The 15356-nt window shown below is 50.7% G+C and carries 11 protein-coding genes, 1 tRNA gene and 1 pseudogene; 5 read left to right on the plus strand and 8 right to left on the minus strand.

Features of this window, described 5'->3' with window-relative positions; translation table 11 throughout:
* Window positions 1-43 precede the first annotated feature (43 nt).
* The 5 genes and pseudogenes from BSK21_RS03290 to BSK21_RS03305 all read left to right on the plus strand — a co-directional run bounded on the left by BSK21_RS03290 (window position 44) and on the right by BSK21_RS03305 (window position 3013).
* Entirely contained in the window at window positions 44-838 is a 795-nt protein-coding gene (locus tag BSK21_RS03290) for an inositol monophosphatase family protein (RefSeq protein ID WP_067549765.1), read from the plus strand.
* A gap of 267 nt (window positions 839-1105) precedes the next feature.
* A complete protein-coding gene (locus BSK21_RS03295) occupies window positions 1106-1591 on the plus strand; it encodes an Lrp/AsnC family transcriptional regulator (protein ID WP_067549763.1) in 486 nt (161 codons plus the stop codon).
* A 70-nt stretch (window positions 1592-1661) separates the two neighbouring features.
* Window positions 1662-1747: transfer RNA gene (locus BSK21_RS03300), tRNA-Leu, on the plus strand.
* 75 nt (window positions 1748-1822) lie between these two features.
* Window positions 1823-1963, plus strand: a pseudogene (locus BSK21_RS16250) (DUF6538 domain-containing protein); the annotation flags it as partial.
* 15 nt (window positions 1964-1978) lie between these two features.
* Window positions 1979-3013 (plus strand): tyrosine recombinase XerC, encoded by a 1035-nt coding sequence (locus BSK21_RS03305; protein ID WP_197498165.1) that lies wholly within the window; start codon window positions 1979-1981, stop codon window positions 3011-3013.
* A gap of 202 nt (window positions 3014-3215) precedes the next feature.
* On the opposite strand, the gene BSK21_RS03310 is transcribed toward BSK21_RS03305, so the two are convergent.
* From BSK21_RS03310 to BSK21_RS03355, 8 genes are all read right to left on the minus strand, one after another.
* Window positions 3216-4369, minus strand: a protein-coding gene (locus BSK21_RS03310; protein ID WP_156529555.1) for an IS3 family transposase whose coding sequence is annotated in 2 segments (ribosomal slippage) — window positions 3216-4093 and window positions 4093-4369 — 1155 coding nt in all. Because the reading frame shifts where the segments join, the coding sequence is not laid out codon by codon here.
* An 881-nt stretch (window positions 4370-5250) separates the two neighbouring features.
* Window positions 5251-6507 (minus strand): hypothetical protein, encoded by a 1257-nt coding sequence (locus BSK21_RS15825; RefSeq protein WP_156529554.1) that lies wholly within the window; start codon window positions 6505-6507, stop codon window positions 5251-5253.
* 121 nt (window positions 6508-6628) lie between these two features.
* Entirely contained in the window at window positions 6629-7042 is a 414-nt protein-coding gene (locus BSK21_RS03325) for a hypothetical protein (RefSeq protein ID WP_067548647.1), read from the minus strand.
* Between the two features lie 175 nt (window positions 7043-7217).
* On the minus strand, window positions 7218-7649 hold the full coding sequence (locus tag BSK21_RS03330) for a hypothetical protein (protein ID WP_067548644.1): 432 nt from the start codon (window positions 7647-7649) through the stop codon (window positions 7218-7220).
* Window positions 7650-7871: 222 nt separating this feature from the next.
* A complete protein-coding gene (locus BSK21_RS03335; RefSeq protein WP_067548641.1) occupies window positions 7872-9968 on the minus strand; it encodes a VapE domain-containing protein in 2097 nt (698 codons plus the stop codon).
* Window positions 9969-10884: 916 nt separating this feature from the next.
* Entirely contained in the window at window positions 10885-12624 is a 1740-nt protein-coding gene (locus BSK21_RS03345) for a SulP family inorganic anion transporter (protein WP_067548292.1), read from the minus strand.
* A 99-nt stretch (window positions 12625-12723) separates the two neighbouring features.
* The gene (locus BSK21_RS03350; protein WP_067548289.1) at window positions 12724-14397 is read right to left on the minus strand and encodes a bifunctional protein tyrosine phosphatase family protein/NAD(P)/FAD-dependent oxidoreductase; all 1674 of its coding nucleotides are present in this window, start codon (window positions 14395-14397) and stop codon (window positions 12724-12726) included.
* A gap of 42 nt (window positions 14398-14439) precedes the next feature.
* The gene (locus BSK21_RS03355) at window positions 14440-15324 is read right to left on the minus strand and encodes an MBL fold metallo-hydrolase (protein ID WP_067548286.1); all 885 of its coding nucleotides are present in this window, start codon (window positions 15322-15324) and stop codon (window positions 14440-14442) included.
* Window positions 15325-15356: the final 32 nt, after the last annotated feature.

Consider the following 15356-nt stretch of genomic DNA (forward strand, 5'->3'; position numbering starts at 1 on the left):
GATTTGCCTATACGCGCTGCTTGGACCGTGAACGGAGGCCCCGATGGCTGGTAGTGCAAACCTGAACGTGATGATGAAGACCGCCCGTAAAGCTGGGCGCGCCTTGCTCAAAGACTTTACCGAAGTTGAACAGCTTCAGGTCAGCACCAAAGGACCCGGTGACTTTGTCACTCGCGCCGACCGCAATGCAGAGGAAATCATCCGCACGGAACTGATGGAAGCCCGCCCGACCTATGGCTTCCTCGGTGAAGAATCCAAAGAGATCGAAGGCGAAGATCCGACCCGTCGCTGGATTGTTGATCCGCTTGATGGCACCACCAACTTCTTGCACGGTCTGGGTCACTGGGCTGTGTCGATCGCCCTTGAACATAAGGGCCAAATCGTTGCAGGCGTGGTTTATGACCCCGTAAAAGACGAGATGTTCTATGCCGAAAAAGGTTCGGGTGCGTGGATGAACGAGACCCGTATTCGCGTCTCTGGTCGTCACCGTTTGATCGACGGTATCTTTGCAACGGGTCTGCCGTTTGCCGGAAGCACCGATCTGCCGCAGACCCTGCGAGACCTTGGCCAATTGCTGCCCGCGACCTCGGGTGTGCGTCGTTTGGGTGCTGCGTCTCTGGACTTGGCCTATGTCGCTGCTGGCCGTTTCGACGGGTTCTGGGAACGCCGTTTGAAGCCGTGGGATATCGCCGCTGGTCTCGTCATCGTGCGCGAAGCGGGTGCCCTGCTGGAGCCGATTCACGAAGAGGGCAACATCCTTGAGGATGGCAACCTGATCTGCGCGAACGAATCCATGTTCGGTCCGTTCGCCAAAGTGATCCGCGGCGCGGCAGCGTAATCGCTGATCGACCGACAGATTTGAGGGCCGTGCCGAAAGGTGCGGTCCTTTTTCGTTAGTTCGCCTGATTTCGCGCTAAATGGCAGGACATTTGCAGAATTTGTGGTGTGGATGCGAACGGCTGCGGCGTGTGTTTGCACTAAATTTGCGAATTTACCGCACGTTAGGTGGTTTTGCCGTAAATTTACCTTGAAGCTTCGTCTTTCGCAGCGCATTCACGGTTAAAATCGCCGAGTTTGAGCCGAAATTGCTTTGAAAGAGGCCAAGATGATCCATCACAGCTCTGATCTGGACGCATTCGACCGTAAGATTTTGGATATCGTCGCGATTGAGGGGCGGATCAGTGTGACCGAGCTGTCGCGTCGGATCGGCCTGTCGAAATCCCCGACCCAAGCGCGTCTGAAGCGGCTTGAGGAAACAGGGCTGATCCGTGGTTATCGTGCGCTCTTTGACCCGATCCGTTTGGGACGCGACCACGTGGCGTTTGTCGAGGTGAAACTGACCGACACCCGCGAGTCGGCCTTGGCCGAATTCAACGCGGCCGTCATTCGCGTGCCAGAGATTGAACAGTGTCATCTTATCGCGGGTCAGTTCGACTACCTGCTCAAGGTTCGCACCGCGTCGATGTCGGCCTATCGGCTTGTTCTGGCTGAAAAAATCTCGACCCTGCCGTATTTGGCGAACACATCGACCTATGTTGCGATGCAGGCCGTCAAAGAAGAAGGCGTTGGTCCTGTCGCCACTGGCGGATAATTCCGACAAAGCGGCTTTTGCGACTTTCGCCCCTTGCCCATCGGCGCGGGGCAGGGCAAAACACCGTCGTGCCCGCGTGGTGGAATGGTAGACATCGGAGACTTAAAATCTCTTGGCCTTAGTGCCGTGCCGGTTCGAGTCCGGCCGCGGGTACCACAATCCTCAGTTATTCCCATGTAACCCATTGATCTCTAACGATTAACGATTTTGTTTATCGAATGAGGCAACCACATGGTCCACCAAAAGTGCACCTATGTAAGACGCAAAGGGAAGACTTATTACTTCACTAGGCGGATACCCAAAGAGCTACAGAGATTCTGTGACTTAAGCAGGTTTGAGACTTGTTTACATACATCCGATATAAATTCTGCGAGGCGGCAGGCACTAATGTTGTCGCAAGAGCTGGAAGAGCATTGGTCTATCCTCAGGCGAAAAAATAGGAACAGTAGAATTGCAAGGGTCTTCGGCCCAGCAGAACAGAGTTCAACTGCGGATCTGAAAAAACCGAGTAGCAGCGCACCATTATTGTCATTAGCCCTAGAAACCTACGTGAATTTGAAAGGCGCTGGGCGTTCAAAAACCTTTGAGGCTGGAGCTAGGCGATCAATAGGTTATCTGCTTGAAGTGACTGAGGATAAGCATCTCGATTATTACGACCGTGCAGATGCCAATGCATTTCGAGAGTTTCTGAGGGGTCGTGGCCTGGCTCAAGATAGCATTGCTAGAAATATAACCAATGTGAGAGCTGTAATTAATTTTGCGTTAAGAGAGCATGGTCTGCCGCCCAATCAGGCGTTTAGCGGCGTCTATTTGGGTGAGAATGTTCCGGCTAAGAAACGTTACGTACCGAGCGTTGCTGAGGTCCACCAACTACAAAGAGAATGCCGTTACGCGGATGACCCAAGTAGATGGATATTGGCACTAATTGCCGATACTGGGCTTAGGCTGTCGGAAGCAATAGGGCTGTGCCGAGATGATATCGATCTGGATCAACGGTTACCCTACTTAATCGTTAGACCTCATCCATGGCGACGCCTTAAGACACTAAGCAGTGAACGGAAGGTCCCTCTTGTAGGAAGTTCTCTTTGGGCAGCTAAGAGGGCCTTAGAGGTTGGTCAAGGTCAATTTGTGTTTCCGCGATACTGTAATATGCAAGAAGCTATGGCTAACTCCGCTAGCGCCGCCCTCAATAAATGGATGAAGTGCAACATATCTAAAGACATGGTTATCCATTCTTTGAGACATGCGATGCGAGACAGGTTGCGAAATGTCGAGTGCCCGCCGGACATTATCGATGCAATTGGTGGGTGGAGTAGGCAGGGGATAGGTGAGACCTATGGTTTGGGTCACGATCTTGGTATTTTGTCCAAGTGGCTTAAAAAGGTGACTACTGGTGATACCAATTTGGCATTAAAATCGTGATTTCGATACCATGACCGATATTAGATTAGTAAAAACGAAGTGCCCTGTTTGTGGATCTCTGTCCTTGAAGGCTTTGATCTACAGCATCAACTTTCGAGTTGGTTTGCCTGACGGTTTAGATACTGATTTTACGTGCGATGAATGTGCTCATTATCCGGTAGAGTGAGCTACTCCCCGATGTTTGGACAAGATCTGGCGTAGATTAAGCTACTCGTTGCACCTGCTGATCGGGTTGGGTATCATTTTTCCTCGGCCAATAGACCACAGCTGGTGGCCTACCGCCAAGAGCTGAGTGTGGGCGTTGGTGATTGTAGAAAGTCATCCATTTCCGGATGCCTGCCTTCGCTTCTGATCCGGTCTCCCAGGCATGCAGGTAGACGCACTCGTACTTCAGGGTTCGCCACAGCCGCTCGATGAAGATATTGTCTAAGAAGCGTCCCTTGCCATCCATCGAGATGCGCACGCCCGTTCGGCGCAGCCGATCTGTCCAAGCAAAAGATGTGAACTGCGATCCTTGATCGGTGTTCATGATGTCGGGCGGTCCAAACTTGTGGATGGCCTCGTTCAGCGCTTCCACGCAGAAATCGGCCTCAAGTGTATTCGAGATCCGCCAGGACAGAACCTTGCGGGTGTGCCAGTCCATGATCGCCACGAGGTAAAGGAACCCGCTGCGCATCGGCAGATAAGTGATGTCTGAGCACCAAACCTGGTTCGGGCGTTCCACCCGTAGACCTCGCAGTAGGTAGGGATAGGTCTTGTGCCCCTTCGCTGGCCTGCTGGTGTTGGGCTTCTGGTAGATCGGCATCAGGCCCATCAGCCGCATCAATCGGCGAATGCGCTTCTCGTTCACCAGATGGCCGTTGTTGCGCAGGTGCCAGGTCATCTGGCGGACACCGAAGAACGGAGCCTCCAAGAACTGCTCGTCAATTCTCCGCATCAGGTCAAGGTTCTGCTCCGTCTCTCCCTTGGGCGTGTAGTAGAAGGACGACCGTGCGATCGACAGCAACTTGCACTGCTTACCGATGGACAACGCCGAATTGGCCGGCTCAACCATCTTGCGCCTCACTTGCCGGTCCATGGTTTGAGCTTTCGTGACAAAAAATCGTTGGCCACAGCCAGCTCCCCAATCTTAGCATGGAGTTCTTTCACCTGCTCTTCGTCGATCTCGGGGGTTTTCCTGCTGCCGCGCTCGAACACGCCAGACGCACCTTCCAGCAACGCCCGCTTCCATGTATGGATCATCGTCGGATGAACCCCGAACCGGCTCGCCAGCTCGGCCACCGTCTGTTCACCCTTCAGCGCTTCAAGCGCCACCTTCGCCTTGAACTCAGGCGCGTGTTGTTTCCGTTTCGACATCTCTGATCTCCTTCTCGTCGAAGATCAGCAGACAACAAATCGTAGCTTACGTCAGTGTCCGAATTTCGGGGGGTAGCTCAGAGACCATAGATGACGACGCTACTACCGAGGACCTTTGCAGTCGATGGACTGGGCCATCGTCCTAACGACATAAGCTTTGTTTATTACTTTGTAATGCAGTTGAGGTATCTTTCGCGCCTAGTGAAGTAATAAGTCTTCCCTTTGCGTCTTACATAGGTGCACTTTTGGTGGACCATGTGGTTGCCTCATTCGATAAACAAAATCGTTAATCGTTAGAGATCAATGGGTTACATGGGAATAACTGAGGATTGTGGTACCCGCGGCCGGCGCTGGTTCCTTCCCAAGGAACTTACCTCACCATCTATCTCAACGATATCAGCGAGTTAACCTCTACAGGCTTCTAATGTCTACGATAGATTTGGTAGCCTCTACGGTGGCTTCGTTAGTTCGCTTAAAGACGACGCAAGCTGACTTGAGACAACTCAGGTTGTTAGACGCATACTACAGCCATCTTATCACGAAGACACTCATTGGGTCCCATGACATCCAAAGAGACCCCCGGTTGGCCTTTGGGATCTTGGGTTTTCAAAAGTGGGCTAAAGGTCGACTTTGATGTTGTTGTTCGGGGTGTCTTTTTTAGGCGGCCTTATGTGGAACACTGTCGTCTTACTCACTGGTCGACCCAAAGAGAGCCGATTGCGCACGTGTGTATGATGCGTACCGGTTTCTCTATAGGTTCCCCGTAGTAGAGAAACCAAAGACCTCTATAGAAAACTCATACACAACGTGCACACACGCGCATCGTCGGCGTGGTGATTGTCTGGCTGTGGGAGTATTTTTATTCTTGGATAAGCAGTAGGTCACTTTATCGAAATTCCATTATCATTATGATTATCTAATTGGCCTCGATCTAAATATAAGTAGGTGAAAAATCCTTCAGCTGGGCTAATGGAAATAACTTCTCCCATATTTGTAACTCCACGATACCGATTTTCTGTCGGTACGCTCTCAGCGGACGATATTGTGTTTATATTTTCAACAATAAACCTCGTCACATCTTCGCCAGTATTTGCGCAGGCATTAATTGAGTTGCAATTGAATGAAATCAGTCTGGCCTGAAGTGACAGGTATTCTTCAATATGTGCATTCCAGTGTTTTACAAGCGCTTCACGATTTGGCTCCCAATCAATTGGGGTGGTCCAACTATTTGTCGATAATTCCTCTGTGGCCACCTCATTGTACGTCGTAATAATGGGGTGGATCATTATTCTACTATCTCCATTATAACACTCAACGCTTGAAAAATATGACGCTGTATTGAGCATTCGAATATCTGTATTGCAAGTAAATCCTCTAACTTCGAGTGCCCTCACATTGGCGCATGTGCCTGAGTCCACGCGGGTTCCTAAGATTGATGTTGCGGAGCCTTCATGGTAACCAGAGCCATACATCAAGCCACAGATTATATTAAGATTTAATTCAATTTTTATAGAATTTAAACTTTCAGCCAACTTACTGGTGTAGATGTTATTCAGGCTTATTTCCCAAGAATTTGCTCCTTCCTTTCCTGACACCTCGACACCTTCTAGAGATCTAGTTTTTCCGGTAAACCTGAAGTATTCGTCTTCAAAATCTATTTCACTAATTTGTGTTATCGAAGTACTTGGATCTGATAATTGGGCGTGAATTTCTCTCGGCTCCAAACCACAGGTGTCAAGACTTTCGCAATCAAAAGTTATGCCTGCCGGCTTGATGTGTGCAATGTTTTCAGGATAGTTACCTTCATTTTCACTAATTTGAAAAAACTGCACTTCTCTTTCATCTTTTGAGCAGAATGAGTAACTAGGATAGTCTAGGAACAGTTTGCATTGATAACCTACTTCTGTTAGAATATTTACATTATAACAAAGGTCCGAGGTTACTCTTAATCCGAGAATTTCAGTTCCGAGTATCCCAGCTTCAAGGTCTGGAATATTTGAGCAATCAGCACTCAAATCCATAATTCGATCTTCGCCGAATTCTAATAGCCAAGTGTAGTCAATCATTGCTGCTGCACTGGATGCGATTGTAGAAAATATTGCGAAAACTATAACTAATATTTTATTTTGATAATGCATTTTGTTAGGAACCTTCCGTGGAGTATTCAAGATCTTATTTATCGCAGCTATTGGATTGAAAATTGTTAGCGGATATCCTTATGGCTGATAAATGGCGATAGGAGCGCATTGGGTTGTGTGACTACTTTGGTGACCAAGCTTCGACACCAGAGAAACCTTTTTCATCAAAAATTTTTAGGACCATATTGGATAAGTCATTTCTTTTTTTAGGATAAAAATACCTGACGACAGATTCTGAGATTTGAATTTGAATGTATTCAAATGAATTGAATTTGATCGAGCTTAAGAAGTAAACTTGAATATACTCAGATTGCGATCCTAATACAAACCTTGCTGCGTAAATATTATTAAATGGAATCTGCCATACGATTGCATTCTCGTCCGCATTAAATGGAATTTTTTCCTCTTGGAGTTTTTCTATAATTACTTCCCTGTGAGGCATAATTTTTTGGAGACTAATAAAAGTAGAAGACAGTTTTTCGGTTTCCAGCCTAATAACTTTGTCAATACCTAGTAGTTTTGATAAAAATCCCATATAAATCCTCCAATCTTTATTTAGCTTCAAGTTATTATCCTAGAGCCAATTCGATATCTGTATAATAAACCTATTAGGACGCTGTAAGGATGTTTTTAGGGGGATTGATATAGCCTAGATATCCTAACAATGTGCCAATGACAGGGGGGGCACGTCACTTATTGAAAATTACATGTTACCACGTAAGTGCGAGTGATCGACCATCGGAATGCTGACACTGACCAACACCTCCTGCTGAGGTGAAGCCTGTTGTGTCAGCATATTGCATCATACAGTTCAGGGCATTTCCTTTATCCCCGATTAAGACAGCTACAAATTTCCCACCCATTGCGGTTCCCATGCCAAAGCTGTTCCCATAAGCAGTTACCGTATTTGCACCAGAGTAGGCTGTCACTGAGCTAAACCCATTGTTCATCGTAGTTGTAGCGTCAGCGCTTACAGCTTTTCCGACAAAGGCTTCGCCATCAATTACCGTTTTGTAAGTATCAGAAGACATCCCTTGTTCATAATTCATTAAAACCGGTGTGCCGTCACTCATCACACCGTTCATTCCTCCACTCATGCAGCCTGAAAGTGCAACAACACAAACAATGGACAGTTTTTTCATAAATCAATCCTTGATATCAATTTGATCCTAAAGGCAGATTACCTATCGCTTGTTAGTAAGCAAAGATTCTTTTCTGATGCATAGCATCGATGCTGCAGTATCAATGTTCCGGTTATTTGATGAGAATTTGACATAGTGCACATTGAGGCAAATATGGGAACATTTAGTGCTTTTGGACTAAAGTAAGGTGCGCAATTTTCACTGCGCACACTCAGGTTTTATTTAGAAGTCATAAGTTTCGAAACGCGCTTCGACTTTTGGGTCAGGATTCACAAACTTAACTTGATTGCGTCGATCCCCCGTTGTGAAGCGGCCTGACTTCTCCCAACCAGCTTTATGAAGACAAGCACTCATTCTTCGGCTGTCAGCTTGACTGATGCGATCAGTTGTCATCCCAGGGAAGCATTCCAGGTAAGCATCCAGGAGAGAAGTCTCTTCAAGATGAGAGAGATTTGCGTTTATTGCTTCGACCCATGGATCGCTTTCAAAACGCTTCTTGCTCTCATTAGAAGCTACCTTAAGGGTTTCACCGGTTAGCCAGTAGGCTTCCCCATTTGAGAAGGCATGGGATGCCGCAGCCCAAAGCTTGTCCTTGTTAGCCTTGATAGCTTCCAAGTCGACCTTGGTGATCTGGAGCGGTAAAAATCTACGATTTCCCGTATCATCTACCAAGTAATCATCACGGTTGGTCGTACCGATCATGACACAAGTTCTTTGTCGGCGAACTTCATTCCGCCCGTATGGGGGACGATAATTCTCTTCAGTTCTCGTTACAAACGCCTTGATAGTTTCGACTTCCACCTTCGTCTTATAGTCTAGCTCTGCTAGTTCGACGCACCATTTTCCATTCAAGTAACTGGATGCATCTTTGGAAGACATCGGTGGCAGTTGGTCACCAAAGTAACTTTCACCGAACAGTTCCTTTAATAGAGTTGACTTCCCAAGCCCTTGTCGACCTTCAAGAATTACAACGGCATCTGCCTTACAGCCCGGCTGTCGTGCTCTGGCAACCGCCTGTATCAGCACTAAGCGAGCTATCGATGTGACATAAGTCTTCTGAGCTTCATCTTCATAATGAGCACCTAGGTAGTCGTGAACCCAGTTGCTCAAGAGGTCATCATTGGCCGGATGCTCAGATTGAACATAGTCCAAATAATCTACTACAGGGTTGTACGTATTCAGTTTACAAAGAACGCCTACACAATCCCGCACGATGTCCTTGCTGACTTGGGTAAAGCCCATCTGATTTAACCAGATACAAATAGGTGTGTAGTCACTGTCTTCGATGTCTCGGGGGCAATGCTCTTTGGCTGCCGATTGGTTTGCAGGCAATGCTTTGAGTATTTTTTCCTTTTGATCGAAGGCATCAAATCCAAAGGCATTGCTCCACTCAGGGTGTAGAGAGAGGATTTCAATAACATTGCTGTGGTTGCAAATTCTTTTTTCCTGGGTACCCGATCTAGGGCTGCGGATAGGACCCATGAAGTTCGAAGTTGACTTGTCGAAACCTTTTTGGCGAGCACCGTCGATCATTTTTTGTACCTCGTTAAAGGTATCTTCGCATGTGTATTCAGGCGTAGTTGCCAATACCGTTTTCGCGTGAATATCGGCGTCTGAGTATCCTCGTGCGACTAGTGACCCGACCGCAGCAAGCACATTATTATGCCATGATAAGCCACGGCCTGCTTCAGAAAGGGCAGCCTCGATATCTACGCCACCAAACTGGAGTGGAAACTTCGCCTGCGGTTCGGATGCAGGGAATGTCAGGAGTGCTGCTTCGGTGCTTTGAATGGCTTTAGGTAGCCATGTTGGTACTAGCACTGGCTCGACATTATTAACCCAAGCATATCGACCACCGTTAAATGTCGAAGGCGACAATAGAATGTAACCCTTATGCTTAAGATCAATGCCTTCCCCAAGTTGACCCGCAAACGAATGGTTGGCTGCGCAGCTGTAGATGTGGTGCGTCCCACCTCTAGCTGATTTTTGCACAAGCGTTTCTGGTAGTTGGTTGAGCAGGTACATATCGTTTGCAACGCAGTTCTCTTTGTAACTGTCGATATCTACGCAAACTAAGCCGGAATCGACCAAGTTGAGGCCAATGTTTGCATCCGGGTATTGGGTCCACCATTGGGAGACCTTGATAGGATCATTGCTTGCATTCTTGTACCCTTTTGGCGCCGCCGCTGTTAGCGGAGCTTTGCTGTTTGGTGCAACTGGGAACACTTTCCACCCCAGAGAGGCGTAGTATGTTGCCGCTTGTTGTTTGGAGTTCGTGTTTTGGATGATGTCACGAACATAGGAGTCAATGGTTTTCATTTTGCTTCCTTTCGATCACCAAAAGAAAAAGACCCCAGAAATCTCTGGGGCCGTTCTTAATGATGAGTTTTGATGAAAACGCCGCGCAGACGAACTGCATCGACGAGCGAGAAGAGGGATTGTTTCACTCTCTTCCAAGGGTGGACAGAAGGTCGAAGTCCTTATCTGTTGCGTTTTCGGTTTGACCCGTTTTGAGTTTTCGAGGGGGCGTCGAAAGGCCTTTTAATGGCGAAAGTGAAGTACTGTACCCTTCTTCGAGCATGCGGTTTATCTAAACAAAGAGGTCCCCACAGCCAGACAATCACCACGCCGACGATGCGCGTGTGTGCACGTTGTGTATGAGTTTTCTATAGAGGTCTTTGGTTTCTCTACTACGGGGAACCTATAGAGAAACCGGTACGCATCATACACACGTGCGCAATCGGCTCTCTTTGGGTCGACCAGTGAGTAAGACGACAGTGTTCCACATAAGGCCGCCTAAAAAAGACACCCCGAACAACAACATCAAAGTCGACCTTTAGCCCACTTTTGAAAACCCAAGATCCCAAAGGCCAACCGGGGGTCTCTTTGGATGTCATGGGACCCAATGAGTGTCTTCGTGATAAGATGGCTGTAGTATGCGTCTAACAACCTGAGTTGTCTCAAGTCAGCTTGCGTCGTCTTTAAGCGAACTAACGAAGCCACCGTAGAGGCTACCAAATCTATCGTAGACATTAGAAGCCTGTAGAGGTTAACTCGCTGATATCGTTGAGATAGATGGTGAGGTAAGTTCCTTGGGAAGGAACCAGCGCCGGCCGCGGGTACCACCCCAAAAAATCCTTAGCAGACCAGACTAGGTGACCGCCCGTGTGGGCTATCGTTGTCCTAGTTCGACTTAGAAAAAGGGCGCGAACCGGATGGTCGCGCCCTTTTTTGGTTATTCGGCTGCTTTGGCGGCAGTCATGCCAGTCAATTTGGCCATTGCCTCGTATTGCGAGAGGAACACCTCGCCCGTCATGTCGTGCAGGAAATGCGCGGTTTGGAGGCGGTCCATCACGGGGCCTTTGACTTCGGACATGTGCAGTTTGATGCCCATATCTTTGAGGCGGGCGTTGATGGCCTCTAGGCTTTCGAGAGCAGAGAAGTCGATGGCGTTCACCGCTGACATCATCAGCACCACGTGTTCGATGCCACAATCAGCCTGCACGCGGTCGTAGATGTAATCTTCGAGGAAACGTGCGTTGGCGAAGTAGAGGCTCTCGTCGACGCGCATCATCACCAGACGATCATCGGTTTTCACCTGATGGCGTTTGATGTTGCGGAAGTGTTCGGTGCCTTCCATCAGGCCCACTTCGGCGATGTGCGGGCGCGATGTTTTAAAGAGATACAGAAGAACCGAGAGGCCAACACCCGACGACACGCCCGTTTCCACACCAAACGCCCAAGTCATCAGGATGGTTGCAGCCACCGCAAAGAAGTCGGGTTTGGAATAGCCCCAGGACCGCTTCAGGATCGAGAAGTCAACGAGCGACAGAACAGCGACGATAATCGTTGCGGCTAGCGTTGCCTTGGGGAGGAAGTAGAGGAGCGGTGTGAGGGCGAGTGCGGCAATGGCAAGGCCGATGGCTGTAAAGGCACCAGCAGCGGGGGTTTCCGCGCCCGCGTCAAAGTTCACGACCGAACGGGCAAAGCCACCAGTGACCGGATAGCCGCCCGTAAAGGCCGCACCGATGTTTGCAGCACCCAGACCGATGAGCTCTTGGTCAGGGGTGATGCGCTGGCGTTTCTTTGCAGCAAGGGTTTGCGCGACCGAGATCGATTCAACAAAACCGATGATCGAAATCAGGAGGGCAGGGACAAAGAGTTTGCCGATCAGATCGAACGAGAGGTCAGGCATGGTGAAGGGCGGCAGGCTCTGCGGAACTTCGCCGACGACTTTAACGCCCCAGTTATCCAGACGGAACAGGGCAACGAAAGCGGTGGTGACGACGACGGCCGCAACAGGGCCAGCCTTAGTCAGTACATCCGCGAGTTTCGGCGGCACACCTTTGGACAAGAGGAGCGGTTTGAGACCCTTACGCACCCAGAACAGGAACGCGGTTGCTGCGACCCCGATAAAGAGCGTGATGAAGTTCAGTTTGGTGAAGTTCTCAAACAGGCTCTCGAACATATGCGGTAGCGAGTGGCCCGAGATCGAGATGCCGAGGATGTGACCGATCTGGCTCGATGCGATGAGGACGCCCGAGGCGGTGATAAAGCCCGCGATCACGGGGTGGGACAGGAAGTTCGCGATCCAGCCCAAACGCAGCAGGCCGAGGCCCAAGAGCATGACGCCCGAGAGGAACGCCATCGTCAGAGCGGCGGTGGCGTAACCGATGTCACCCGACTGCGCGACTTTGCCAATTGCAGCGGCTGTCATCAGCGACACAACGGCCACAGGGCCAACGGCCAGTGCGCGCGAGGTGCCGAAGACGGAATAGAGCATGATCGGCACGATCGAAGCGTAGATGCCCGCCTCAGCGGGCAGACCTGCGAGGAGCGCGTAAGCCAGCGACTGAGGCACCAGCATGATCGTCACGATCACAGCAGCGACGAGGTCGTTCTGGAAGGCTTCTTTGTTATAGGTGCGGCCCCATTGAAGGACCGGGAGATATTTTGTGAGTGGCGAGAGGGCCATGGGCAACACCTTGGCGGAGGAGAGAGAAAAAAGAACGGCGGAGCCGACGAAGGCCCCGCCAGTTTCTGCTCCGGCATGGACACCGGAACAGGAAGGTCGTTATTTTGCGGTTACCTTTTCAGGTTTGATCATCCATTCACGGCCACGCAACATGGCCTTCCAGTAGATCGGCGGAAGCGCGGTTTCTTTGAGCCACCACGCCAGTTTCGACGGTTTGGTGCCATCGTTGATCCACTTCGGGAAGGACGGAAGCAGCGCACCGCCGTAGCCGAATTCAGCAAGAACGATTTTGCCGCGTTCGACGGTGAGCGGGCAGGAGCCGTAACCGTTGTATTGTGCAACGGCCGATTTGCCGTCGATGTCTGCGCAGACGTTTTCAGCGACAACAGGCGCTTGAACACGGGCCGCCGCAGCGGTTTTCGCGTTCGGTGCGTTCATCACATCGCCCAGCGACCAGATGTTGTCGTAGGTTTTGTGGCGCAGTGTGGCTTGGTCCACATCAACCCAGCCCGCAGCGTCAGCCAGCGGCGACACGCGGATAAAGTCCGGTGCGACCTGCGGAGGAACCACGTGGATCATATCGAAATCGACGGTGACGGTGGTTGCTTCGGTATCCGGCTTTGCAACAGCAAAGGTGGCTTTCTTTGCAGGGCCGTCGATCGAAACTAGGTTGTGGAAGAAGTTCAGGGAAGCGTCGTATTTCTCGACGTATTTTTCCAGAGCGGGCACGTAGTCTTTGACGCCAAAGAGCACGCCGCCAGCATTCATGAACTGGATATCGATGTTTTTCAGAGCGCCGTTTTTGAACCAATGGTCGCCCGACAGATACATCGCTTTTTGCGGTGCGCCTGCGCATTTGATCGGCATCGGCGGCTGGGTGAAGAGCGCTTTGCCCTCTTTCAGCTCTTGCACAAGTTTCCAAGTGTAAGGCGCGAGGTCATAGCGGTAGTTCGAGGTCACGCCGTTTTTGCCGAGCGTATCAACGAGGCCTTCGATGCGGTTCCAGTCGAGTTTGATACCCGGTGCAACGATCAGACGTTTGTAGCCAACCACGCGGCAGCCATCGAGGATGACAGCGTTGTCTTTGGGTTCAAAGGCCGCAACCGCCGATTTGATCCAGTGGACGCCTTTGGGAATGAGGCTGCCCATGGTCTTTGCGGTTTCTTGGGGGTGGAAGACGCCTGCGCCAACCATCGTCCAGCCCGGCTGGTAGTAGTGGATGTCGGCAGGATCGATCACTGCGATGTCGAGGTTCGGTTTGCGGGCCTTTAGCGACGAAGCCACAGCGATACCGCCTGCGCCACCACCCACGATCACAACGTCAAACGATGCGTCGGTGTTGTCGGTTGGGGTTTTGCCGCCGTTAGCGATACGACGCACAACGCCGCCCATGTCGTAGCCTGCGGATTTGGTCGCGGCGAGGATGTCCGAGACGGACAGGGATTTTGCTTGGCTCAGGGACCAGAGGGTCGCAGAGCGGGTACCCGTACGGCAGTAGGCCAGAACAGGACCAGGGAGAGCATCAAGGGCATCACCGAATTTCGCTGCATCAGCGTCCTCGACCTTGCCCGATACGATTGGCAGGTAGAGCGTTTCCAGACCAGCCGCTTTTGCCGCGGTGTCGATCTCTTCGAACGTTGGTTGGTCAGCACCTTCGCCGTCGGGACGGTTACAGATGATGGCACGGAAACCCGCGTCTGCAATCGCCTTAACGTCGGCTGCAGTGATCTGTGGGCTCACGCTGATGCGTTTATTGATATCCTTGATGTCCATGATGTCTCCCCTCGTTTTTGTTTTTTAAAAAAGGAACGGCCCTTAAAGGCCGTTCACTGGTACTTTGAGCATTGGGCGACCGTCTTTGTCGGTCGGGATTTCGCCTGCGCGCATGTTGACTTGCAGCGACGGAATGATCAGGCGCGGCATGTCGAGCTGCGCGTCACGCTCGGTGCGGAATTTGACAAAGTCTTCTTTGGTTTTGCCTGCACCCACGTGGATGTTGTGCTCTTTTTCAGCGCCAACGGTGGTTTCCCATTCGATGTCGCGACCGTTCGGGCCGTAGTCGTGGCACATGAACAGACGCATGTCGTCTGGCAGCGCGAGAACCTTCTGGATCGAGTCAAAGAGCGTTCCAGCGTCACCACCCGGGAAGTCCGCACGAGCGGAGCCACCGTCAGGCATGAACAGGGTGTCGCCTACGAAGGCGGCGTTGCCCGTGACGTAGGTCATGCAAGCCGGCGTGTGACCCGGAGTGTGCATTACTGTGAGTTTGAGTTCGCCGATTTCGAGGATGTCGCCATCTTCGAGTAGGGCGTCAAACTGCGAACCGTCGCGCTGGAATTCGGTGCCTTCGTTGAACACTTTGCCGAATACGTCCTGAACGATGGTGATGTTCTTGCCGATGCCGATTTTGCCACCCAGTTTGTTCTGGATGTAAGGTGCGGCCGAAAGGTGGTCAGCGTGGACGTGGGTTTCGAGCAGCCATTCCAGTTCAAGGTCATTGTCCTGAACGTGTTTGATCAGCGCATCTGCCGATTCATAGGTGATCCGGCCCGCTGCGTAATCGATATCCATGACGGAATCGACGATGGCGCATTTGTTCGATGCAGGATCTTTTACCACATAGGAAATGGTCCAAGTTGCTGGATCAAAGAATGCGGTAACTTCAGGTTTTACATCCATATTTACGGGATAATCGGTCATGTCTGGTCTCCTCGGTCGCCCGCGGGGTGGGG

Origin of the sequence: Marivivens sp. JLT3646 (assembly GCF_001908835.1) — a bacterium.
Classification (GTDB): domain Bacteria; phylum Pseudomonadota; class Alphaproteobacteria; order Rhodobacterales; family Rhodobacteraceae; genus Marivivens; species Marivivens geojensis.